The sequence below is a fragment of the Sphingomonas endolithica genome, assembly GCF_025231525.1.
Classification (GTDB): Bacteria; Pseudomonadota; Alphaproteobacteria; order Sphingomonadales; family Sphingomonadaceae; genus Sphingomonas; species Sphingomonas endolithica.
This window is the reverse complement of sequence record NZ_CP103057.1, coordinates 2,849,339-2,870,993: the sequence shown is the minus strand read 5'-3', so window position 1 is coordinate 2,870,993 and position 21,655 is coordinate 2,849,339. Positions and strand designations below refer to the sequence as shown.

Annotated in this window: 24 protein-coding genes and 1 tRNA gene; 15 read left to right on the top strand and 10 right to left on the bottom strand. The window is 65.8% G+C overall.

What is annotated here, in order from left to right; translation table 11 throughout:
• Nucleotides 1–33: 33 nt before the first annotated feature.
• The 4 genes from ribB to NV382_RS13530 all read left to right on the top strand — a co-directional run bounded on the left by ribB (nucleotide 34) and on the right by NV382_RS13530 (nucleotide 3,688).
• A complete protein-coding gene (ribB, locus tag NV382_RS13545) occupies nucleotides 34–1,335 on the top strand; it encodes a 3,4-dihydroxy-2-butanone-4-phosphate synthase (protein WP_260600416.1) in 1,302 nt (433 codons plus the stop codon).
• 1 nt (nucleotide 1,336) lies between these two features.
• Nucleotides 1,337–1,759 carry a 6,7-dimethyl-8-ribityllumazine synthase gene (gene ribH / locus NV382_RS13540; protein ID WP_260597257.1) on the top strand — a complete coding sequence of 141 codons (423 nt, stop codon included), beginning with the start codon at nucleotides 1,337–1,339 and terminating at the stop codon, nucleotides 1,757–1,759.
• Nucleotides 1,756–2,244 carry a hypothetical protein gene (locus NV382_RS13535; RefSeq protein WP_260597256.1) on the top strand — a complete coding sequence of 163 codons (489 nt, stop codon included), beginning with the start codon at nucleotides 1,756–1,758 and terminating at the stop codon, nucleotides 2,242–2,244. The genes ribH and NV382_RS13535 overlap by 4 nt, the downstream gene beginning before the upstream one ends.
• Nucleotides 2,245–2,314: 70 nt before the next feature.
• A complete protein-coding gene (locus tag NV382_RS13530; protein WP_260597255.1) occupies nucleotides 2,315–3,688 on the top strand; it encodes a cytochrome P450 in 1,374 nt (457 codons plus the stop codon).
• Here NV382_RS13530 and NV382_RS13525 read toward each other — a convergent pair.
• Nucleotides 3,666–4,553: an aldo/keto reductase family oxidoreductase gene (locus NV382_RS13525; protein WP_260597254.1), complete on the bottom strand. Its 888-nt coding sequence runs from the start codon at nucleotides 4,551–4,553 to the stop codon at nucleotides 3,666–3,668. The genes NV382_RS13530 and NV382_RS13525 overlap by 23 nt on opposite strands.
• A 93-nt stretch (nucleotides 4,554–4,646) precedes the next feature.
• Here NV382_RS13525 and NV382_RS13520 point away from each other — a divergent pair, with 93 nt between their 5' ends.
• On the top strand, nucleotides 4,647–5,549 hold the full coding sequence (locus NV382_RS13520; RefSeq protein WP_260597253.1) for a LysR family transcriptional regulator: 903 nt from the start codon (nucleotides 4,647–4,649) through the stop codon (nucleotides 5,547–5,549).
• Between the two features lie 152 nt (nucleotides 5,550–5,701).
• Here the strand turns inward: NV382_RS13520 and NV382_RS13515 are convergent, their stop codons facing one another.
• Nucleotides 5,702–6,790 carry an alkene reductase gene (locus NV382_RS13515; protein ID WP_260597252.1) on the bottom strand — a complete coding sequence of 363 codons (1,089 nt, stop codon included), beginning with the start codon at nucleotides 6,788–6,790 and terminating at the stop codon, nucleotides 5,702–5,704.
• 99 nt (nucleotides 6,791–6,889) lie between these two features.
• Here NV382_RS13515 and NV382_RS13510 point away from each other — a divergent pair, with 99 nt between their 5' ends.
• From NV382_RS13510 to NV382_RS13485, 6 genes are all read left to right on the top strand, one after another.
• Nucleotides 6,890–7,798, top strand: coding sequence for a DMT family transporter (locus NV382_RS13510; RefSeq protein WP_260600415.1), 909 nt, complete (start codon nucleotides 6,890–6,892; stop codon nucleotides 7,796–7,798).
• A complete protein-coding gene (locus NV382_RS13505; protein WP_260597251.1) occupies nucleotides 7,795–8,460 on the top strand; it encodes a COQ9 family protein in 666 nt (221 codons plus the stop codon). The genes NV382_RS13510 and NV382_RS13505 overlap by 4 nt, the downstream gene beginning before the upstream one ends.
• Nucleotides 8,461–8,551: 91 nt before the next feature.
• Nucleotides 8,552–8,818 carry a FeoA family protein gene (locus NV382_RS13500; RefSeq protein ID WP_260597250.1) on the top strand — a complete coding sequence of 89 codons (267 nt, stop codon included), beginning with the start codon at nucleotides 8,552–8,554 and terminating at the stop codon, nucleotides 8,816–8,818.
• A gap of 19 nt (nucleotides 8,819–8,837) precedes the next feature.
• Complete coding sequence (gene feoB / locus NV382_RS13495; protein ID WP_260597249.1) at nucleotides 8,838–10,703, top strand: ferrous iron transporter B; 1,866 nt, start codon at nucleotides 8,838–8,840, stop codon at nucleotides 10,701–10,703.
• Between the two features lie 26 nt (nucleotides 10,704–10,729).
• The gene (ssb, locus tag NV382_RS13490) at nucleotides 10,730–11,293 is read left to right on the top strand and encodes a single-stranded DNA-binding protein (protein WP_260597248.1); all 564 of its coding nucleotides are present in this window, start codon (nucleotides 10,730–10,732) and stop codon (nucleotides 11,291–11,293) included.
• 44 nt (nucleotides 11,294–11,337) lie between these two features.
• A complete protein-coding gene (locus tag NV382_RS13485) occupies nucleotides 11,338–12,861 on the top strand; it encodes a sensor histidine kinase (protein ID WP_260600414.1) in 1,524 nt (507 codons plus the stop codon).
• A gap of 17 nt (nucleotides 12,862–12,878) precedes the next feature.
• Here the strand turns inward: NV382_RS13485 and NV382_RS13480 are convergent, their stop codons facing one another.
• The 4 genes from NV382_RS13480 to metX form a co-directional block, all read right to left on the bottom strand.
• Nucleotides 12,879–13,274: a response regulator gene (locus NV382_RS13480; RefSeq protein ID WP_260597247.1), complete on the bottom strand. Its 396-nt coding sequence runs from the start codon at nucleotides 13,272–13,274 to the stop codon at nucleotides 12,879–12,881.
• 64 nt (nucleotides 13,275–13,338) lie between these two features.
• Entirely contained in the window at nucleotides 13,339–13,926 is a 588-nt protein-coding gene (gene metW, locus NV382_RS13475; protein WP_260597246.1) for a methionine biosynthesis protein MetW, read from the bottom strand.
• Entirely contained in the window at nucleotides 13,923–14,360 is a 438-nt protein-coding gene (locus NV382_RS13470; protein ID WP_260597245.1) for a GNAT family N-acetyltransferase, read from the bottom strand. Before NV382_RS13470 ends, metW begins: the two co-directional genes overlap by 4 nt.
• Complete coding sequence (gene metX, locus NV382_RS13465; RefSeq protein ID WP_260597244.1) at nucleotides 14,357–15,505, bottom strand: homoserine O-acetyltransferase MetX; 1,149 nt, start codon at nucleotides 15,503–15,505, stop codon at nucleotides 14,357–14,359. Before metX ends, NV382_RS13470 begins: the two co-directional genes overlap by 4 nt.
• A gap of 66 nt (nucleotides 15,506–15,571) precedes the next feature.
• Here metX and hisC point away from each other — a divergent pair, with 66 nt between their 5' ends.
• Both hisC and NV382_RS13455 read left to right on the top strand, forming a co-directional pair.
• Nucleotides 15,572–16,672, top strand: coding sequence for a histidinol-phosphate transaminase (gene hisC, locus NV382_RS13460; RefSeq protein WP_260597243.1), 1,101 nt, complete (start codon nucleotides 15,572–15,574; stop codon nucleotides 16,670–16,672).
• Nucleotides 16,672–17,580: a prephenate/arogenate dehydrogenase family protein gene (locus NV382_RS13455; RefSeq protein WP_260597242.1), complete on the top strand. Its 909-nt coding sequence runs from the start codon at nucleotides 16,672–16,674 to the stop codon at nucleotides 17,578–17,580. Before hisC ends, NV382_RS13455 begins: the two co-directional genes overlap by 1 nt.
• Before the next feature lie 17 nt (nucleotides 17,581–17,597).
• On the opposite strand, the gene NV382_RS13450 is transcribed toward NV382_RS13455, so the two are convergent.
• The 4 genes from NV382_RS13450 to ftsE are packed head-to-tail and all read right to left on the bottom strand — an operon-like array spanning nucleotide 17,598 to nucleotide 20,435.
• On the bottom strand, nucleotides 17,598–18,290 hold the full coding sequence (locus NV382_RS13450) for a lysophospholipid acyltransferase family protein (RefSeq protein WP_260597241.1): 693 nt from the start codon (nucleotides 18,288–18,290) through the stop codon (nucleotides 17,598–17,600).
• Nucleotides 18,287–18,835 (bottom strand): YdcF family protein, encoded by a 549-nt coding sequence (locus NV382_RS13445; RefSeq protein WP_260597240.1) that lies wholly within the window; start codon nucleotides 18,833–18,835, stop codon nucleotides 18,287–18,289. The genes NV382_RS13450 and NV382_RS13445 overlap by 4 nt, the downstream gene beginning before the upstream one ends.
• Nucleotides 18,832–19,725 carry a cell division protein FtsX gene (locus tag NV382_RS13440; protein WP_260597239.1) on the bottom strand — a complete coding sequence of 298 codons (894 nt, stop codon included), beginning with the start codon at nucleotides 19,723–19,725 and terminating at the stop codon, nucleotides 18,832–18,834. Before NV382_RS13440 ends, NV382_RS13445 begins: the two co-directional genes overlap by 4 nt.
• A gap of 2 nt (nucleotides 19,726–19,727) precedes the next feature.
• The gene (gene ftsE, locus NV382_RS13435; protein WP_260597238.1) at nucleotides 19,728–20,435 is read right to left on the bottom strand and encodes a cell division ATP-binding protein FtsE; all 708 of its coding nucleotides are present in this window, start codon (nucleotides 20,433–20,435) and stop codon (nucleotides 19,728–19,730) included.
• 198 nt (nucleotides 20,436–20,633) lie between these two features.
• On the opposite strand from ftsE, the gene NV382_RS13430 reads away from it, so the two are divergent.
• Nucleotides 20,634–21,401, top strand: coding sequence for a zinc-ribbon domain-containing protein (locus tag NV382_RS13430; RefSeq protein WP_260597237.1), 768 nt, complete (start codon nucleotides 20,634–20,636; stop codon nucleotides 21,399–21,401).
• A gap of 120 nt (nucleotides 21,402–21,521) precedes the next feature.
• Nucleotides 21,522–21,608, top strand: a tRNA-Leu gene (locus tag NV382_RS13425).
• Nucleotides 21,609–21,655 lie beyond the last annotated feature (47 nt).

Below are 21,655 nucleotides of genomic sequence, written 5' to 3'. Positions count from 1 at the left end.
ACGATCACATTGTGGTGTGATTACCTGATGGCTATGAGTACGATCCTGATCCAGAAGCTGCGCAACCTCGTCACCGATGGTGGCATGTCGCGCTCCGGTCTCGCCCGCGCGGCGGGGCTGCATGCCAATACGCTGCGCGATCTCGACCAGCCGGACTGGAATCCGACCGCCGATACGTTGCGCAAGCTGGAGACCTTCATCTTCGCCAATGACGACACGCCGGCCTTGGTGTCGATCGAGGAGATCATCGACGAGGCGCGCAATGGCCGGATGTTCATCCTGGTCGATGACGAGAATCGCGAGAATGAAGGCGACCTGATCATCCCGGCGCAGATGGCGACACCCGATGCGATCAACTTCATGGCCACGCATGGCCGTGGTCTGATCTGCCTGGCGCTCGGCAAGACACGGATCGATACGCTCGGCCTCGAACTGATGAGTCGCGCCAACGGCACGCGGCATGAAACCGCTTTCACCACCTCGATCGAGGCGCGCGATGGCGTGACGACGGGCATTTCCGCTGCCGACCGCGCGCGCACCATCTCGGTTGCGATCGATGCGTCGAAGGGCAAGGACGATATCGTCACGCCGGGCCACGTCTTCCCCTTGGTCGCGCGCGACGGCGGCGTGCTGGTGCGCGCCGGGCATACCGAGGCGGCGGTCGATGTCGCGCGGCTGGCCGGGCTCAACGCCTCGGGCGTGATCTGCGAGATCATGCGTGACGACGGCACGATGGCGCGGATGGACGATCTGGTCGCCTTCGCACGGCTGCACAATCTCAAGATCGGCACGATCCGCGACCTGATCGCCTATCGCCGCCGCCACGATCATCTGGTCGAAAAGCGCGCGGAGATGACGTTCGACAGCAAATGGGGCGGCGACTGGCGCGCGATGACCTTCTTCAACAAGGCCAGCGGTGACGAGACGATCGCCCTGGTCAAAGGCCATATCGATCCGAGCAAGCCGACATTGGTGCGCATGCACACCGCCTCCTTCTTCGTCGACATGTTCGGCGAGCAGAACGAACGGTCGGGATTGCTGTCGCGCTCAATGGAAATGATCGCCGAGGCGGGCAGCGGCGTGATCGTGGTGATCAATCGCCCGATGAAGGACAGCATCTCGCGCTTCATCCGCCTGCGCGGCGAAGGCAAGGGCGCCGGCGCACCCGAGGTCGAGGAATTACGCGATTACGGTGTCGGCGCGCAGATCCTGGCCGAACTCGGCGTCGAGGAAATGATCCTGCTCACCAACACGCACCACACATTGGTCGGGCTGGAAGGCTATGGCCTGTCGATCGTCGGCGAACGCCCGATTCCGGGCACGGGAGGAGACTGAGTTGGCCAATATCCTGATCGTCGAGGCACGCTTCTACGACCATCTGAACGACCTGCTGCTGGAGGGCGCGCGCGCCGCGATCGAGGCGGCGGGCCATAAGCACGAGACGATCACCGTCCCCGGCGCGCTGGAAGTGCCCGGTGCGATCGCGCTCGCCTCAGATAGCGGGCGCTATGCCGCCTATGTCGCGCTTGGCGTGGTGATTCGCGGCGAGACCTATCATTTCGAGATCGTCGCCGGCGAAAGCGCGCGCGGGTTGATGGCGCTGTCGATGGATGGCCTCGCGATCGGCAATGGCATCCTCACCACCGAGAACGAGGCCCAGGCGCTGACCCGCGCCAAGAAGGACGAGAAGGACAAAGGCGGCGAGGCAGCCAAAGCGGCGCTCGCTATGCTCGCGCTGCAAGGCAAGTTCGCCCGGTGACCGATATCCCGCCCCCGCGCTACAAGATCGTGGAGCGTAAGGGGCGGATCGTCGTGACCGACACGTGGGCGGAGGGCGGGCGTCCCGGCCTGCCGCCGTCACCGCCGCCGGGCGGGAAGCGCAACCCATCTCTCGTCCCCGCTGGCACTCATGCCGCCATAGTGCGGTCTCGCGACATACTTGTCGCTCTTGCCTGCGGCACTCGTGAGGATTCCGGGCGCCCTGTTGTGACCACCAGCGTCCATATAGATGAAAAAGGCCCGCGCAGCATTGCGCTCAGCGATGCCGGTGCCGCGCGGCTCGGTAACTGGATGATCGCTGCGCTCGCGCTCTGCGCATTTGTGCTGATCCTCTTCGCGGTGTCGTTCGTGCCGGCCATGCTCCTGCTCGGTGGCATCGGGCTTGCGCTGAGCAGCGCCAACACCACCGCGCGCCCGGCAATTACCCGGTGGCTCGACACGTTGGGAGAGACGATCCCGCGCTGACCCGTAGAACGGCGCAATTGCGCCTGACCAGGCGCTTATTTATACTCATGTCAGTAACGGGAGAGATAGCGTGGCGCTCGCACACAGCTTCAAGGCCAATCCACATTGGCTGCCACGGCAGGCGAAAGGCGTACTCGATACGATCCCGGGCGAGAACGGCCTGCCCTTCGTCGGCAACACGCTCCGGTTGCTGAAGGATCCCGTCGCCTTCGGCAGGCGGATGGCGAAGACCTATGGCCCGGTCTATCGCAACAACACGTTCGGCGGCCCCAACATCGTGCTGATCGGCCCGGAGGCCAACGAACTCGTCCTGTTCGATCGCGACAAGATCTTCTCGTCGGAACAAGGCTGGGGCCCGATGCTCAACCTGCTGTTCCCGCGCGGGCTGATGCTGATGGATTTCGACCATCACCGCGCCGATCGCAAGGTCCTGTCGGTGGCGTTCAAGCCCGAACCGATGCGGCATTATGCCGAGCAGATGAATGCCGGCATCGCGCGGCAGGTCAGCGGCTGGGGCGGACGCCCGATCCGCTTCTACGACGCGATCAAGGCACTGACGCTCGATCTCGCTGCCGACAGCTTCTTCGGCATGCCGCTCGGGCCCGAGGCGGATCGCATCAACCAGGCGTTCGTCGACGAAGTACAGGCCTCGATCGATCCGATCCGCCGGCCGCTGCCCGGCACCAAGATGCGACGCGGGGTCAAGGCCCGCACCTACCTGATCGCCTTGTTCGAGCGCGAGATACCGAAGCGACGTGCCGGCGAAGGCCAGGATTTCTTCTCGCAATTCTGCCGTGCGGTGGATGACGAAGGCCGCCCATTGTCCGATGCGGCGATCGCCGATCACATGAACTTCCTGATGATGGCGGCACACGACACGATCACGTCATCGGCAACCAGCCTGGTCATGCTGCTCGGGCGCAACCCCGAGTGGCAGGAACGGATCCGCGCGGAAATCCTGGCGCTGGGCCGCGACGATGTGGCGGGCATCCCGCATAGCCAGCTCGACCGCCTGGTACTCACCGAACAAGCGTTCAAGGAAGCGCTGCGGCTGATCCCGCCGGTGCCGTCGCTCCCGCGCCGTGCGCTGAAACCGTTCAGCTTTGGCGGCTATGACATTCCGGCGGGCACTAATGTCGGCATCAATGTCGGCTACACCCACCGCATGCCCGAGCATTGGCCCGACCCGGACACGTTCGATCCGCTACGCTTCGCGCCTGAGGCGGTCCGCGCGCGCCATAAATATGCCTGGGTGCCGTTCGGTGGCGGCGCGCACATGTGCCTTGGGCTACATTTCGCGACGATGCAGATCAAGCTGCTGATGGCGCATCTGCTCGGCCGCTACCGGATCGAACTGGACGCGGGATCGGGCGACCAATGGCAGGCCTGGCCGATCCCCAAGCCCCGCGACGGGCTGCCGCTCAGGTTCGTGCCGCTGGACTGACTCCGATCGCGTACAGCGCGGTCAGCGCCGATGCCGGCAGCACGAGATCCGCAACGGCCAGGTTCTCGCGCAGGTGCACGACCGACGATGTGCCCGCAATCACGAGGATGTTCGGCGACCGTTGCAGCAGCCAAGCAAGCGCCACCTGCATCGGCGTAGCACCCACGTCCGCTGCCACGTCATCCAGCGCGCCGGACTGTAGCGGCGAAAATCCCCCGAGTGGGAAGAAGGGGACGTAAGCAATCCCTGCCGCCGCCAACTCGTCGATCAGCGCGTCATCGTCGCGGTGCGCGAGGTTATACTGGTTCTGCACGCAGACGATCTCGGCGATCTTGCGCCCTTCTGCGACTTGGGCCGCGGTCACGTTGCTAAGGCCGATATGGCGCACCAGACCCTGCTGCTGAAGCGCGACGAGCGCAGTCAATGGTGCCTCGAGCGAACCTTCGGCGGGGCCGTGTCCTTCCCCGAACATCAGCCGCAGATTGACGACATCGAGCACCTCGACGCCTAGGTTGCGCAGATTGTCATGTACCGCCTGGGCCAGCTCCTCGGCGGACAGCGCCGGGTTCCATGAGGCATCGGCGCCGCGCACCGCACCGATCTTGGTGACGATCGTCAGGTCGTCCGAATAAGGCGACAGCGCCTCGCGGATCAGCTGGTTGGTGATGTGCGGCCCGTAAAAGTCGCTGGTGTCGATATGATCGACGCCGGCCGCCACGGCGGTACGCAACACGGCCAACGCTGCGTCGCGATCCTTAGGCGGACCGAACACCCCCGGGCCCGCCAACTGCATCGCGCCATAGCCGATCCGCTTCACCTGAGCGTCGCCGAGCCGATAAGTCCCTGCCTTGCCGATATCCGTCATGTCTCGTTCCTTGATTGTACGTGACGGATATAGGCTCCTCCTGCTGTGTGATTAGCCGGGACAATCGGCACGACCCGTGCGACATCACGCACAATGGCCGATCTTGGTGACCTCAGTACCTTCCTCGCCGTGGCGCGCGCCGGCGGATTTCGCGAGGCGGCGCGTGCCGGTGGCGGGAGTGCCTCCGGGCTGAGCGAGGCTGTACGCCGCGTCGAAGCGAAGCTTGGCGTACGGCTGTTTCACCGCACCACGCGCAGCATCGCACCGACCGAGGCAGGCGCGCAGTTGATCGCGCAGCTATCGCCTGCACTCGCGGAGATCGACGCCGCACTCGACGGCGTGAACCGCTTCCGCGACTCGCCGGCAGGCACGCTGCGGCTGAACGTCCCGGTCAGCGCCGCGCGGCTCATCCTGCCAGGGATCATCCCGCCCTTCCTGGCCGCCTATCCCCATATCCGGGTGGAAGTGACCGCCGATAGCGGGCTGGTCGATGTGCTCGGCGGCGGGTTCGACGCCGGCATCCGCTACGATGAGCGGCTGGAGCAGGACATGATCGCCGTGCCGATCGGCCCGCGCCAGCAGCGCTTCGCCACGGCGGCGGCCCCTGCCTATCTCGGGCGCCACGGCACGCCGGCGCATCCGCGCGACCTGCTCGATCATGCCTGTTTGCGGGGGCGATCGCCGAGCGGTACGATGGAGCCGTGGGAATATGAGCGCGACGGGGAGATCGTTCGCGTCGATCCGACAGGACCGCTGGTCGTGCAGATCGGCGCGGCGGTCGAACTCGCGGTCGATGCGGCGCTCGCGGGCTCGGGCATCATCTGCCTGTTCGAGGAATGGCTGCGCCCGCATCTCGATTCCGGCACTTTGATGCCGGTGCTGGAGGAATGGTGGCAGCCCTTTTCGGGACCGTTCCTGTATTATGCCGGCCGCCGCAACCTGCCTGCCCCGCTCCGAGCCTTTGTCGATTTCATCACGCGGTCTTCTAAACTGTAACGAAATACCACTGACCGTTCGTGTCGAGCGAAGTCGAGACACTGCATCCGTGCGCAGGTGTCTCGACTTCTCTCGACACGAACGGATGGTGATAGATCAAGTCAAAGTGATTCTACTCCGGGACGGACTTAACCCCGTCCCGGCACATCAGCTCAGGCCGCTGCGGTCTCCAGCGCCGGAAAGTCGATATAGCCCCTCGGTCCCTGGCTATACCAGGTGCTCATCTCCGACGTTGCCAGTGGCGCATTGGTGCGCAATCGCTCCGGCAGATCCGGGTTGGCGATGAACGGGCGGCCGAACGCGATCGCATCGGCAACGCCGCTGTCGATTGCAGCCTGCGCCTCTTCGGCCGTCATATAGTCGGAATTGAGCACCAGCGGGCCGTTGAACACCTGGCGGATCTGCGGCGAGAGCTTGGGGACGTCGGTGCGGCCGAACGTACCCTCGGGGCCTGGCTCGCGCAGTTCGAGGAAAGCAATGCCGATCTCGTCGAGTGCCTTGGCCGCCAGCGTAAACAAGCTGCCCGGATTGCTGTCGTCGACGCCTTGTGAATCGCCATTGGGCGACAAGCGGATCGAGGTGCGGTCGGCACCCGCGACGCTCGCCACGCGCTCGACCACTTCGCGCATCAGGCGAACGCGGTTCTCGCTCGTGCCGCCATAGATGTCGTCACGGAAATTGGCGTTGTCGCGCAGGAACTGATCGATCAGATAGCCATTCGCGCCATGCACCTGGACGCCGTCGAACCCGGCGGCGAGCGCGTTTTTGGTCGCGGTGGCGTAATCTTCCAGCAGGCGCGGGATCTCGTCGATCTGCAGCGGCCGCGCGGTCTCGAATTCCTGCTTGCCGTCATAGGTGTGCGCATGGCCCGCGGTGGCGGTCGCGGAGGACGATACCGGCTGGCCGCCGATCACCGAGGAGTGGACCTGACGGCCCATATGCCACAATTGCGCGACGATATGCCCGCCTGCGGCATGGAGCGACGACGTGATCGGCTTCCACGCCTCGACCTGCTCGTCGTTCCACAGCCCCGGGGCATACGGCCAACCGAGACCTTCACGGCTGATACCGGTCGCTTCGCTGATGATCAGCCCCGCGCGGGCGCGCTGCGTATAATATTCGGCCATGATCTCGGTCGGCACGTGATTGCGATCAGCGCGCCCGCGCGTCAGCGGCGCCATGAGGATACGGTTGGGGGCGGTAATGGCACCCAGCTGAATGGGATCGAACAGGCTGGGCACGAAATTTCCTTTTGCTGTGACGCAGCAAAGATAGGGCGCTACAGCGCGGCATGCATCCCGCAACCCCCAAGAAAAACTAACGTGGCCGAAACCAGCGTGATGACCAGCGGTGCCAACCGGCTCGCTTTCGCCGCACTGATCGGCGCCAATGTCGCATTGGCTTTCGGCCCATGGTTCGTGCGCATGGCAGATACCGGGCCGGTCGCCGCAGGCTTCTGGCGCGTGACGCTGGCGGCACCGGTACTGCTGGCGGCGGCATTCGGTACCGGGTGGCGGCCGACCGGGCTCGGTCGCGGGCTTTGGCTGATGCTGGCGGTCGCGGGAGTGAGCTTTGCGGCGGATCTTGCTAGCTGGCACCTCGGCATCCTGCGCACGACGCTTGCCAATGCGACCTTGTTCGGCAATTCGGCGACGTTGATCTTCCCGCTCTACGGCTTCCTGATCGCTCGCGCCTGGCCCAGTCGCATGCAAGGCGTGGCGTTGCTGCTGGCGGCGATCGGCGCGGCGTTGCTGATGGGCCAGTCGTACAGCCTCAACCCGCGTAATCTGGCCGGCGACCTGCTGTGCCTGCTCGCTGGCATTCTCTACACCTTGTACTTCATCTGCATGGCGCGGGCGCGCGACACGATGGCGCCGCTGCCCGCGCTGGCGCTATCGACGATTGCCGGGATCGTGCCGTTGCTGGTGTTCGCCCTGGCCCTGGGTGAAAAGGTGATGCCCAACGACTGGACCCCGCTGGTCGGCCTGGCACTGGCCAGCCAGCTGATCGGCCAGGGGCTGATGATCTACGCGCTGGGGCGTTTGTCGCCGCTGGTCGTCGGGCTGGCATTGCTGACGCAGCCGGTGGTCGCCGCGGCGATCGGCTGGATCGTGTATGACGAACGGCTGGGCTTCCCCGATTTGATCGGCGCAGGCCTCGTGGCGGTAGCGCTGGTGCTGGTCCGGCGCACGCCTGCGGTTGCACCCGCCGATGCCGGGCCTAGAATGGCGGCGAAGGACATATCATGATCGAACCGCTGCCTGCCGATGCCACATTGGACGAGATCCGCGCCGGTCTCGCCCCATTGCTTGCCGCCAATGCCGCCTTTGACGGCTGGGGCGATATCGCGCGGGACGCCGCAGCGGACGCGGTGGGGGTCGATCGCGATGTCGCCTTGCTCGCTTTTCCCGGCGGCGCGGTCGACATGATCTCCGCCTGGTTCGCTTATGTCGATGCCGCCATGCTGGTCGCACTGCCCCCCGAACGGCTGGCATCGATGAAGATCCGCGAGAAGATTGCCGCGCTGGTGGAAGCACGGCTGGAGGCAGTGGCACGTGACCGCGAGGCGCTGCGCCGCGCACTGGCGATCCTGGCCATGCCGCAGAACCTGGCCGCCGCCACGCGCCTTGCCTGGCATGCGGCCGACGTGATGTGGCGCGCGGCGGGCGACACGGCGACTGACTATAACCATTATACCAAGCGCACGATCCTGGCCGGGGTCTACGGCGCCACCGTCACCGTCTTCCTCGATGATGACAGCGCGGACTATGCCGACACGCGTGCCTTCCTGGCGCGCCGCATCGACGGCATCATGACCTTCGAAAAGGCCAAGGCGCGGCTGCTCGGCCGCGGACAGCATCGTCCCAGCCTCTCGCGGTTCATCGGCCGATTGCGCTACCCGGCGGTCTAAGCGCCTGATTCCATTAGGCGCCGGCCCGGCAATCTGCAGCCCAGGCAAATTGCCACTGGCAATGCCGCGCAGTTATTGATAATCAATCGCAATGAACGCAGCAGCAGCCATTGCGAGTCCCGTCAGCCTCGAGAGGCTACCCCGCCGTCACCAGGCACGCGTCGCACAGATCGACTGGTCGGGCCTGACGCTCCCGGAGGCGCGCCGCTTGCGTGAACTGGGCTTCGACGAAGGTGTCGATGTCGAGGTGCTGCACCGTTCGCCATTCGGCAACGGGCCGATCGCCTGCCGGATCGGGCGTATGACGGTCGCGCTGCGCCGTGCGGTCGCTGCCTCGGTGCGCGTGCTCCCCGCCTGATCCAACGCCGCTTTACAGCATGAGCATCCTGCCGCTGGTCGCGTTGGTCGGTAACCCCAATGCCGGCAAGAGCGCGCTGTTCAACGCCCTGACCGGGGCACGGCAGAAGGTCGGCAACTATCCCGGCGTGACGGTCGAGCGCCATTCCGGCCGTCTCGCACTGGACGATGGCCGCCCGATAGAACTGGTCGACCTGCCCGGCGCCTACAGCCTCGATCCAAGCAGCCCCGACGAACGCGTCACGCGCGACGTGGTGACCGGCGCACAAGTCGGCGAGCGGCTGCCCGATGCGATCGTCGTCGTCGTCGACGCCTCCAATCTCGACAATCATCTGCGCTTCACGCTGCAGCTGATCGCGCTCGGCCTGCCAGTGATTGTCGCGCTCAACATGGTCGATCTCGCCGAGCGGGACGGGCTGACGCTCGACGCCGCCGTGCTGGAGCGCGAACTCGGCGTGCCCGTGGTTCCCACCGTCGCGGTACGCAAGCGCGGGCTGGAACAGCTGAAGGCACGGCTGACCTGCCTGATCGAGGGTACGGCTGGCGGCGCGATGCGCGTTCGCGCCAATCAGGGCCATGTCGGCGAGGATATCGTCACGTTGCAACGTCGTGCACGCGCGATTTCCGTCGCCGCCACGGTATCGGAAACGAGTGGCCGGCGCTGGACGCACCTGTTCGATGCCGTGGCGCTGCACCCGGTAAGCGGCCCGATCCTGCTGCTCGCCTTGCTGTTCCTGATGTTCCAGGCGGTGTTCGCCTGGTCCGAGGCGCCGATCAGCTGGATCGAGACATTGTTCGCCGGGATTGAGAACGGCGTCTCCGCCGCGCTGCCGCCAGGGTTCGTGCGCTCGTTCCTGACCGAGGGCGTGATCGCAGGCGTAGGCGCGGTGATCGTGTTCCTGCCGCAGATCTTGATCCTCTTCACCTTCATCCTGGTGCTGGAGGCGACCGGCTATATGGTCCGCGCCGCCTTCATGATGGACCGGCTGATGGCGGGCGTCGGCCTGTCAGGCCGCGCGTTCATTCCGTTGCTCTCCAGCTTCGCCTGCGCGGTGCCCGGCATCATGGCCACGCGCACGATCGACGACGAGAAGGATCGCCTGACCACGATCCTGATCGCGCCGCTGATGACCTGTTCGGCGCGCCTGCCGGTCTATACCTTGGTGATCGGCGCGCTGATCCCCAATACGAAGGTGCTGCCGTTTGTCGGGCTGCAGGGAATGGTGATGTTCGCGCTCTACGTGCTGGGCATCATCTCCGCTTATGTCGCAGCACTCGTCCTGCGCCGCACCGTCACCGCCGGGCCGTCCTCGGGCTTCATGATGGAGATGCCCAAATATCAATGGCCCCGGCTGGGCGACGTGGCGCTCGGGCTGTGGAGCCGCGCGCTGATCTTCCTCAAGCGCGCCGGCACGACGATCGCGGTGACGGTTGCGTTGCTGTGGGTGCTAGCGAGCTACCCGGTCGCGCCCGCCGGCGTGCGGCAGAGCGAATATTCGATCGCCGGGCGCATCGCCAGCGGCATCGAGGTGGTCGTGGCGCCGATCGGCTTCAACCACGATATCGCACTCTCGCTGCTGCCCGCGATGGCGGCGCGCGAGGCGGCGGTCGGTGCGATGGCCACCGTCTATGCGATCGACAATCCCGACGACGAAGCCGGCCAGGGCAAATTGTCGCAGAACCTGCGTGGGCGCTGGAGCCTGCCGACCGCGCTTGCCTTCCTGATGTGGTTCGTCTTCGCCCCGCAATGCATCTCGACCATCGCCGTGACGAGGCGAGAGACCAATGGATGGAAGTGGCCCGCCTTCATGGTTGGCTATTTGTTCGCCCTCGCCTACATCGCAGCAGGAGCGACCTATTGGGCCGCGGTGGGACTCGGTCTGTAAGGCCGATCAAGCGTAGGAATTGAGATATGGCGGGCAGCGTCAACAAGGTGATCATCGTCGGCAATCTCGGCCGCGATCCGGAAAGCAAGAGCTTCCAGAACGGCGGCAAGGTGGTCAACCTGCGCATCGCCACGTCCGATTCGTGGAAGGACAAGAATACCGGCGAGCGCAAGGAAGCGACCGAATGGCATTCGGTGGCGATTTTCAACGAGGGCCTTGCCAATGTCGCCGAGCGCTATCTGCGCAAGGGCAGCAAGGTGTATATCGAGGGCGCGCTCAAGACCCGCAAATGGCAGGATGCGCAGGGCCAGGATAAATATTCGACCGAGATCGTGCTGCAGGGCTTCAACAGCGTCCTGACGATGCTCGATGGCCCCGGCGGCGGTGCAGGCGGTGGCGGCAGCGCGTCGGGCGGCGGCTTCGGTGGCGGTGCGCGCGATGACTTTGGCGGCGGCAACGATTTTGGCGGCGGGTCCGGTGGCGGATCGGCCGGCGGCTATGGCGGTGGTCGTGGCGGCGCAGGAGCGGGATCCGGCGGCGGCGGGCGGCAGAGCTTCGCCGATGATCTCGACGACGACGTTCCGTTTTGAGGCTCGAGAGCAGCCCCGACGCCAGTGACGTAACCGCTGTCGATCTGCCCGCCACGATCGGCTGGCAGGTCGACGAGGCGGCGCGCGCCACCGCCATCGCCAGCCACGATATCGAATCGCTGCGCGATGCGGCGAACCTAAAGTCGATCACCGATTTCGCGGCTGCCTTGTGCGAAGTGCCGATCGCCCTGGTCAGCCTAGTCGAGGAGCGCCGTCAGACCTTCATCGCGCGCACCGGGCTAGACGCAACCGACACGCCGCGCGAGACCAGCTTCTGCGCCTTTGCGATGCGTGAGGACGACATCATGGTCGTGCCCGACGCCCGCGTCGATCCGCGCTTTGCCGAGAACCCGCTAGTCACCGGCGATCCGCATATCCGCTTCTACGCCGGTGCACCGCTCGTTGCCGATGACGGCGTACCGCTCGGCTCGCTGTGCGTGATCGATACCAAGCCGCGCGCCGACCTGACGCCGCTGCAGCGCCAGGGGCTTACCACGCTCGCCGAGCAGGTGATGGCCCGCCTGCGCGACAGCCGCGATGCGGCGGCCTGGCGCGACAGCGAGAATGCGAGCCATCGCGCGCTGACCGAGAGCCATAATCGCTTTCGCGTGCTGGCGGATTCGATGCCGCAGATGGTGTGGTCGACGCTCCCTGACGGCTATCACGATTATTACAATGCGCGCTGGTACGAATTCACCGGCATGGCCGAGGGATCGACCGACGGAATCGAATGGAACGGGATGTTCCATCCAGACGATCAGGAACGCGCTTTCGAGCTGTGGCGACACAGCCTGGCCACCGGGGAACCCTATCAGATCGAGTACCGGCTGCGCCGTCATGATGGCGATTATCGCTGGACGCTCGGCCGCGCGCTGCCGTTGCGCAACGACGCGGGCGAGATCGTGCGCTGGTTTGGCACCTGCACCGACGTGCATGAAGCAAAGGAAGCAAGCGAGGAACGCGAGATCATCGCGCAGGAATTGTCGCACCGGATCAAGAACATCTTCGCCGTCATTTCCGGCCTGATCGGCTTTGCGGCGCGTGCCAATCCCGGCTTCCGTAGCATCTCCGACGATCTGCGCGAGCGTGTGATGGCGCTTGGCCGGGCGCATGATTTCGTCCGGCCGCACAGCGTGCAATCGCGTCCCTCGGCAGCGCAGGGCAGCCTGCACGGGCTACTTGGCGAATTGTTCGCGGCCTATCAGCCGGCCGACGCGCCGCGCATCATGGTTTCGGGTAACGATGTCGCGATCGACGATCGCTCCGCCACCCCGCTTGCCTTGCTGTTCCACGAGCTAGCCACCAACGCGACCAAATATGGCGCGCTGTCCAAGGACGGTGGCACCATCACACTAGAGTGCACTACCAGCGATGGCCAGGTGACGTTGTGCTGGACCGAGACGGGTGGCCCGACGATCGGCGCGGCTCCTGCAGCCGCCGGTTTCGGCTCGCAGTTGATGGAGATGAGCGCCGTACGCCAACTGGGTGGCAAGATGGAGCGAGACTGGCGTCCCGAAGGTCTTCGCGTGACGATCCGCGTGCCGCAACGTTCGTTCAGCCGCAGCTAAGCCTAGAGCTGCGAGGCTCAATCCTCGTCTATTAACACCAGATCACCGCTCGGCACGGGCGCGGCATGGCTCGCGCTCGCCAATGCAGCCGCAGCCAGGATCGCTGCCTCGCTGAACGGTTTGCGCACATAGCCGAGCGCGCTGGTCGGCGTGCCGATCTGCGCCGGATTGGCGGTGACGAACACCACCTTCATCCCGTATTCCCGCGATAATCTGGCGGCGAGTTCCGGCCCGGTTGGTCCATCGCGCAAGTTGATGTCGACCAGCGCGAAGCTGCATTCGTCCGCCTCTTCGATCGCGGTCGAGCAATCCGCGGCGATCGCCTTCACCTTGTATCCGGCATCGGTGAGGATGCGCTCTAGGTCCAGAGCGACGAATATTTCGTCTTCTACGATAAGGGCGGTGGCAGACATTCAAGTTCCGATGACGATATTCGTAAAGTCAACCATCCGGCGATAGATTGGTTCCTGATCGAGATCAATGCCTTAGCAGGAACACCGCATGCTCGGCCAGGAAGTTGGCCGCAGCCGACGTCGTCTGCTTGTCGCCGGACAGGAACCAGGCGCCCTCCACGGTCACCCCATGTTCCTGCACATAGGCCCGAAAATCATCTATCGTCAGGTGGTGGATGTTGGGCGTGTCGAACCAGCGTTCCGGCAACAAACGGGTCACCGGCATCCGTCCGCCCCACAACAGCGAAGCGCGCACCCGCCAATGCGCGAAATTGGGAAAGGAGACGAACGCACGCCGACCGATCCGCAGCAATTGATCGAGCACCACGTCCGGCCGCCGGGCGGTCTGCAGCGTCTGACTGAGGATCGCGTAGTCGAAGCTGGCATCAGGATAATCCGCCAGATCGGTGTCGGCATCGCCCTGGATCACGGACAGGCCGCGCGACACAGCTGCCGCGACATTGCCGCCGTCAATCTCCAGCCCCCGGGCATCGGCACCCCGCGTGCTTTGCAACGCCGCCATCAGCGCGCCATCGCCGCAGCCGACGTCCAGGACGCGTGACCCGGCCGCGACATGCTCGGCGATGATTGCAAGATCGGGGCGCAGGCTCATGGCTGGTTTCGCAAGATGTCGGCCGCGCCGGGCTGGAGCCGTTCCATGTAGCGCTCCGGCCGGATCGGCGCGTGAAAGCCAATGCCCTCGTAGACGCCGTGCGCATCGAGCGTCGCCAAAGGGATGCGCCGGATGCCCGCGAAGAGAGGATGATCGACGAACCAACTGACCATGCGCCGCCCCAGCCCCTGCCCACGCCCGGCTTCATCAACCCATACATCGGCGATCCACGCGAAGGTCGCATGATCGGTAATTGCGCGCGCATACCCCAATTGCTCGCCATCCCGATAGGCGCCCAGACAATGCGATCCGGAGATCGCACGCTCGACCAGCGCCCGTTCGATGCCCGGCGACCAGTAGCTCGATGCCAGCCAGTTATGGATGCGATCGACCTGGAGCAGCGCCTTGTCGTCGGACAGGATGATCTCGCTCACTGCCACGCCCTCAGGAAGCCATCCACCACCCGGTTCAACTCGGGTGACTCGAGCAGGAACGCATCATGGCCGAACGGGCTGGAAAGCTCGACGAAGCTTACCGGCGCGCCGGCGGCGTTCAGCGCATGGACGATCGCGCGCGACTCCGCGGTCGGATACAGCCAGTCGGTGTCGAAGCTGACCAGGCAGAAGCGCGCCTTGCTGGCGGCGAATGCCTTGGCCAGATGTCCGCCATGTTCCTCGGCAAGATCGAAATAATCCATCGCCCGCGTGATGTAGAGATAGGAGTTCGCATCGAAGCGATCGACGAAGGCGATCCCCTGGTGACGCAAATAGCTTTCGATCTGGAAATCCGCGTCGAACCCGAACGTCTTGGCGCCATTGGGATGATCGGGACGCGCCTGCAACTTGCGGCCGAATTTCTCCGTTAGACCCGCCTCGGACAGGTAGGTGATGTGCGCGGCCATCCGAGCTACCGCAAGGCCGGCGGCCGGCGGATCCTGATCGCCGTAATAGGCCCCGCCGCGCCACTTGGGATCGGCCATCACCGCCTGCCGCCCGACCTCATGAAACGCGATGTTCTGCGCCGTGTGCCGCGCCGTGGAGGCGATCACCACGCACGCTTTCACGCGTTCGGGGAAGGTCGCGGGCCAGCTCAGCGCCTGCATGCCGCCCATCGATCCGCCGACCACCGCCTGCAGCGTGGCGATGCCGAGATGATCGAGCAGCATGGCTTGCGCGCGCACCATGTCGCGAATGGTGATCACCGGGAAGGCCATCGCCCATGGCGCGCCGGTCGCGGGGTTGACGGTCGCCGGCCCCGACGATCCCATGCAACTGCCCAGCACATTGGCACAGACGATGAAGTGCCGCGCCGGATCGACCGGTTTGCCCGGACCCACCATGCGCGCCCACCAACCGGGCTTTCCCGTCGCCGGATGGCTGCTGGCGACATGCTGGTCGCCGGTCAGCGCATGACAGATCAGGATCGCGTTGCTGCGCTCGGCATCCAGCGTGCCGTACGTCTCGTAAGCGATGTCCACCGGCGACAGCAGCCCGCCGCCGTCGAGCCGCAGCGGCCCTGCCAGCGTGATGCGGCGGTCGAGGCCAAAGCGTTGGTCGCTTGCGGGGTCGGTGACGGTCACGCGCGGAGCGCTAGGGTGCGTCTGCCCTGCTTGTCAATTTTCCCCCGCTCGCTATGCCCGGCAACCATGACAGCACCTCAGCCAAAACCCTGGATCATGGCCATCGCGCCATACATTCCCGGCCGCTCGACCACCGATGACGGGCGCAAGGTCGTCAAGCTCTCGTCGAACGAAAACCCGCTCGGCACCAGCCCCGCCGCGCGTGCGACGTTTGCCGGCGCAGCCGACACGCTGGAACGCTATCCCGACGCCGGCGCGACCGAACTGCGCGAGGTGCTGGCGGCCAGGCACGGCCTGGATCCCGCCCGCATCATCTACGGCAACGGTTCCGATGAAGTGCTCCACCTGATTGCCGGCGCCTATGCCGGGCCGGGCGACGAGATCATCCACGTGCGCTACGGCTTCGCTGTCTACGAGATCGCCACCCGCCGCGTCGGCGCCGAACCGGTCATCGCCCCCGACAAGGATTACGCCACCGACGTCGACGCGGTGCTCGCCTGCGTCACCGATCGCACGCGCGTGATCTACATCGCCAATCCCAATAACCCGACCGGCACCTACGCCGCACGCGACGAGATCGCCCGCCTGCACGCCGGTCTCCGCCCCGACATTCTGCTCGTGCTCGACCATGCCTATGCCGAATATATCGACGGCGATGCCGAGGATGGCGGCATGGCGCTGGCGGAGACCGCCAGCAACGTGCTCGTCACGCGCACCTTCTCCAAGATGTATGGGCTGGCCGCCGAGCGCATCGGCTGGGGCTATGCCGCGCAACCGATCATCGACGCGATGCACCGCATCCGGCTGCCGTTCAGCATCACCATCGCCGGGACTGCCGCGGCGGTCGCCGCGCTCGGCGACACCGACTTCGTCGCGCACACCAAAGCGCACAATGCTAAGTGGCGGCGCTGGTTCTCGGATGAGATTGGCAAGCTCGGCAATGCGGGCCTGCGCGCCGTACCCAGCCAAGCGAACTTCGTGCTCGTCCTGTTCGAGGGCAAGCTGACGGCCGAGGTCGCGTACAAAGGGCTGATGGACGCCGGCTATATCGTCCGCTGGCTCCCGGGTCAGGGACTGCCCCACGGCCTTCGCATCACCATCGGCACCGCGGACGAGACACAAGGCGTTGCGGCGGCGCTGCGCAAGCTGGTCGACGACGCCGGCTGATGCTGCCCTTCGCGCGCGTCACGATCGTCGGGCTCGGGCTGATCGGCTCGTCAATCGCCCGCGCGGTGCGCGCGCATATGCCGAACGTGCGCCTCACCGGCTATGACGCCGATCCGGACGTGCGCGCCACCGTCGATCGCTTGCAATTATGCGACGACGTCACCGATTCTGCCGGCGCCGCGGTGATCGACGCCGATCTCGTCGTCCTGTGCGTGCCCGTCGGCGCAATGGCCGCCGCCGCTGCCGATCTCGCCGCCGACCTTCCTGCCGATGCGATCGTCAGCGATGTCGGGTCGTCCAAAGCCGAAGTGCTTCGCGTGCTGACCGCGGCGCTGCCCGGCGCGACGATCGTTCCCGCCCATCCCGTCGCCGGCACCGAACGCAGCGGCCCCGAGGCCGGCTTTGCCTCGCTGTTCCAGAAGCGCTGGTGCATCATTACCCCGCCAGAGAACGCCAATTCGGTCGCTGTCGAGCGCGTTTCCGAATTCTGGCGGCGTCTGGGCGCCGATATCGAAACCATGGCGCCCGAGCATCATGACCGTGTCCTCGCCGTCACCAGCCACCTACCGCATCTCATCGCCTATACGATCGTCGGCACCGCCTCGGATCTCGAGGAAGTGACGCAATCCGAGGTGATCAAATATTCTGCCGGCGGGTTTCGCGATTTCACGCGCATCGCGGCATCCGATCCGACGATGTGGCGCGACGTGTTCCTCACCAACCGGGAAGCGGTGCTCGACATGCTGCAGCGTTTTTCGGAGGATCTCACCGCCCTGCAACGCGCCATCCGCCTGGGCAAAGGCGACGAGTTGTTCGACCATTTCACCCGCACCCGCGCGATCCGCCGCGGCATCATCGAACAAGGCCAGGACGACCCCGCGCCCGATTTCGGCCGCACGCATGATTAGGCTCACTTAGCCAGTCGTCACCCCGGCACATCCAGCACGTTGATCGCTGCATGCACCCGCGCCTCCGCTTCGGCGCGCGGCAGCCCCGGTGGGATCGCCTCCCCGAAGCGGAAGCGCACGATCCCCGATCGTTTCGGCCCCTTGCGCGGCCACACGGTGGCACTGTCGATCGCGATCGGCACCACCGGCACCTTCAGCATCTGGTACAATCCGGCGAAACCCGCACGCAGCGGCGGCTGCTCGCCTGGCGGTACGCGCGTGCCTTCGGGAAAGATCACGATCGATCTCCCCTCGGCGAGCGCTGCCTTCGCCTCGCGCACCATGCGCATCAGCGCCGCCGCCGATGCCTCGCGATCGACGACGATGACGCCGTAGCGTTTCGCCGCCCAGCCCCACACCGGGATGTTGGCCAATTCCTCCTTCATCACCACCGCCGAGGTGCTGAGCATCCGCCCCAGTTCGATCGCCTCGTACATCGCCTGGTGCTTGGCGGCATAGATCACTGGCGTGCCGAGCACCGGCTGCCCCTCGATCTGCTGGCGGATCCCCAGGAACGTGCGCGTTGCCCAATGATGGAAGCGCGTCCAGAAATGCGTGTGCAGCACCATCGCGCGGCGCCCGAACAAGGCGGTGATCGGCGTCGCCAGCACGATCGGGGCGGAGATGGTGTAGAACACCATCATGTAAAGGATGTTGCGCAGCCAGATCATCGCCCGATCCCTACCCACATGGCGAACTGGCGCAGCAACAATTTGTTGTACTCGGCGACGAGCAGCATCAATCGCGGGTGGCTCCGCACGCCATCACCCACCACGCGCACGTCGCGTTCCGGCTCGAGCCGGTGCAGCGCGTTGACCAGTTCCAGCCGCGCGCGTGCGACATGCCAGTCCGACGTCACCAGTCGTACCGATGTATAGCCATGCGCCTGCACCCATTGCGCGGTCTCCTCGGCATTGGATTGCGTATCGACGGCCTCGTGCCCCAGATCGATGCAGCAGGCGAACAAGCGCGCACTCTTATAGTGCACCGCCAGTTCGACGACGCGAACCTCCGGTGCCACGCCGCTGATCAGCATGCGCCGCGCAGCCTTGGCCTTGAGCAACACCAGCCCGCGATCGATCCGCCCTGCGCCGCCGGTCGGCACGACGATCGCGTCGGTCCGCACATTCTCCAGCGGCTTGGCCAGCGCTAGCATGAACAGCGCGAAGCCGGTGAGCCACAGGAAGACGACGATGCCGATGAGGCGGCGGATCACAGGATCTTGCTCAGCGCGGCGATGATTGCGACCCGCGCCGCCATCGTCGCGAGCAAGGCGAACGCCACCGGCAGGAGCGCCAGCGCGATCCAGTCGCCCGTCGCCAGCGTCATGCCGCCGAGCAGGTCCGATCCCAGCAGCCCGAGCTGCGACCCCACCACCACGATCACGCCGCCTGCCAACACCGCCCCCAGCGCTCCGCCCAGCAGCGTATCGAGCGCGATGCGCCGCTGGAACAGGCGCGACACCTGGATGTCGGTCGATCCCAGCATGTGCAGCACTTCGATCGTGTCGTTATGCGTCTCCAGCCCCGCGCGTGCCGCCAGGATTACCACCACCGCGGTGGCCGCTGCCATCAACAGCACCAGTGCGAGCGCCAGCCCGGTTACCATGTCCATGAAGTCGGCCACCGGCGACATCCAGCTTTCCTGCCGATCGATCCGCGCCGATGGCGCTGCCGCCAGCACCGCCCCGCGCACCTGCGCCAGCGCGGCGGCGTCGGTAACGCGCAGATCGGCGTCGATCATCGCCGGGATCGGCAGATCGGGATCGGCGCCGTCCGAGCCAAGCCACGGGCGCAGCAGCGACGCCAGCGCGGCGCGATCCACCGCCGCAGCGTGCCGCACCTGCGGCTGCGCCCGGAGCGTCGCCAGTGCCGCCGCCGCCTCCCGGGCGCGTTCGCCTTCCACCGGCGCCAGGATCTGCACCGTCAGGCGCCCGGCGAGCTGACGGTCGAGCAACGACGAAGCCGAGCGTGTCGCCAGCCCCAATGCACCGGCAAGCACCGTCAGGAACAGCATGATCGCCATGATCCACATCATCGCGCGCGTGCCGCGACGTTCGTCGAGCAAGCGCCGATCGGCGGACGAAGGAACTAGCTTGATCGCCAACTTTATCGCTCAGGTGGCGGCAGCGGGAAGCGCAGCGATCCGGTCGGGTCGAGCAGCTTGCCGTTGTCGAGCCGCATCATGTTGGCGTTGGGGATGCGGCCGAGCAGGTGGAAATCGTGCGTTGCGACGACCACCGTCGTCCCTAGCCGGTTGAGCGATTCGAACAAATGCAGCAGCCGTTCCGCCATGTCGGGATCGACGTTCCCGGTCGGTTCGTCTGCAACCAGGATTTCGGGCCGACTGATTACCGCGCGGGCGATCGCCACACGCTGCTGCTCGCCGCCCGACATGGTCGGCGGCTTGGCGCGAAGCTTGTCGGAGAGGCCGACCCAGGCCAGCATCTCGCGCACCGGCGCCGCGATATCGGCCTCAGGCACGCCCGATACGCGCAGCGGCAGCGCGATATTGTCATAGGCAGACAGATGCGGCACCAGCCGGAAATCCTGGAACACCACGCCGATGCGGCGGCGAAAGCCCGGCAGGCGCTTGCGCGGCAACGTCACCGCATCCTCGCCGAACAGCTTGATCAGCCCGCGCGTCGGGCGTTGCGACAGATACAGCAACTTCAGCAGCGATGTCTTGCCCGCGCCGCTCGATCCGGTGAGAAAATAGAAGGCGCCGCTGGCCAGCGTGAAGCTGACGTCGCTCAGCGTCTCCTGGCCCGCGCCGTAGCGGAGGCCGACATTCTCGAATTGTACGATATTGGCCATTACCGGCGCGTGCCCGTCTCGCTGAATACACTGCCCTGTTAAGGTCTTCGCACGATCACACCCTGCGCAGCAAGCACGAGGGCGGGCGACACGCCGCGCCGACCGGTCGCCGCAGCCCTTGCGCGCTGGCCGCTTCGGGTGTTTAGTTTAGCGATAACGCGTTCCGGCTCCGGACGTCTGCTGAAGCGAAGCCGCCCGATGATCCTCGAATGTACCGAATGCCACACCCGTTACGTCGTACCCGATAGCGCCATCGGCCCCGATGGCCGCACGGTGCGCTGCGCCGCCTGCCGGCACAGCTGGTTCCAGGCACCGGCACCGGTCGCGCCGCCGCTCGACCTGATCGAGCGCGCCAAGCTCGCGCCCGCCGTGGCGCCGCCGGCCCCTGTTCCGCCCCCCGCCCCGACGGCGCCATCGCCGGTGGCCGCGCTCGCCCCCACTGCCATCGACGCGCCTGCCGCACCGATCGTACGCGAGGTGATCACGCCACCCAGTGATCCCGATTACGACGCCTTCGCGCATCAACCGCCCTTCCGGCCGCGGCGCAACCCGGCGCGACTTTGGACGATGGTCGCGCTCGCCACGGGCATGCTGATGCTCGCCGCTCTTGCCGCGCTGCTGTATTTCGGCAGCTCGAACATTGCCGGACAGCTCGGCCTGCCGATCGCCGCCGAGGAGTCGCCGCTGCGCATGGTCGAGAACCCGATCGAGCGCCGCGATCTCGCCAATGGCAGCGAGATGTTCGCGGTCAGCGGCAAGGTCGTCAATCCGACCGACACAAAGCAGCCGGTGCCCGACATCCGCGTCGAATTGCGCGATGCGCAGGGGCGGCTGGTGTATAACTGGACGATCCGGCCGGAGAAGATGGCACTGCCACCGCGTGGTAGCGTGGAGTTCAACAGCGCCAAGCTCGACGTGCCGGTGAATTCCGAAAAACTGGTGCTCAGTTTCGCCGGCGCGCGCTGAGCGCGCCCACAGCAGGGTGACGCTCGGCGCCTCACGCATCGCACCGCTTGCCATCGTGCCTGCTGCTTGCTAGGGGCGCTCGCCTACCAGCTGCCGGGTTCGCCCGGCTCCAAGTTACGTGCGGCCGTGGCGGAACTGGTAGACGCGCAACGTTGAGGTCGTTGTGGGCGAAAGCCCGTGGAAGTTCGAGTCTTCTCGGCCGCACCAATTTTCCAGAGCTTCCGACGCAGCCAGCGCAATCGGCGCTGGCGGAT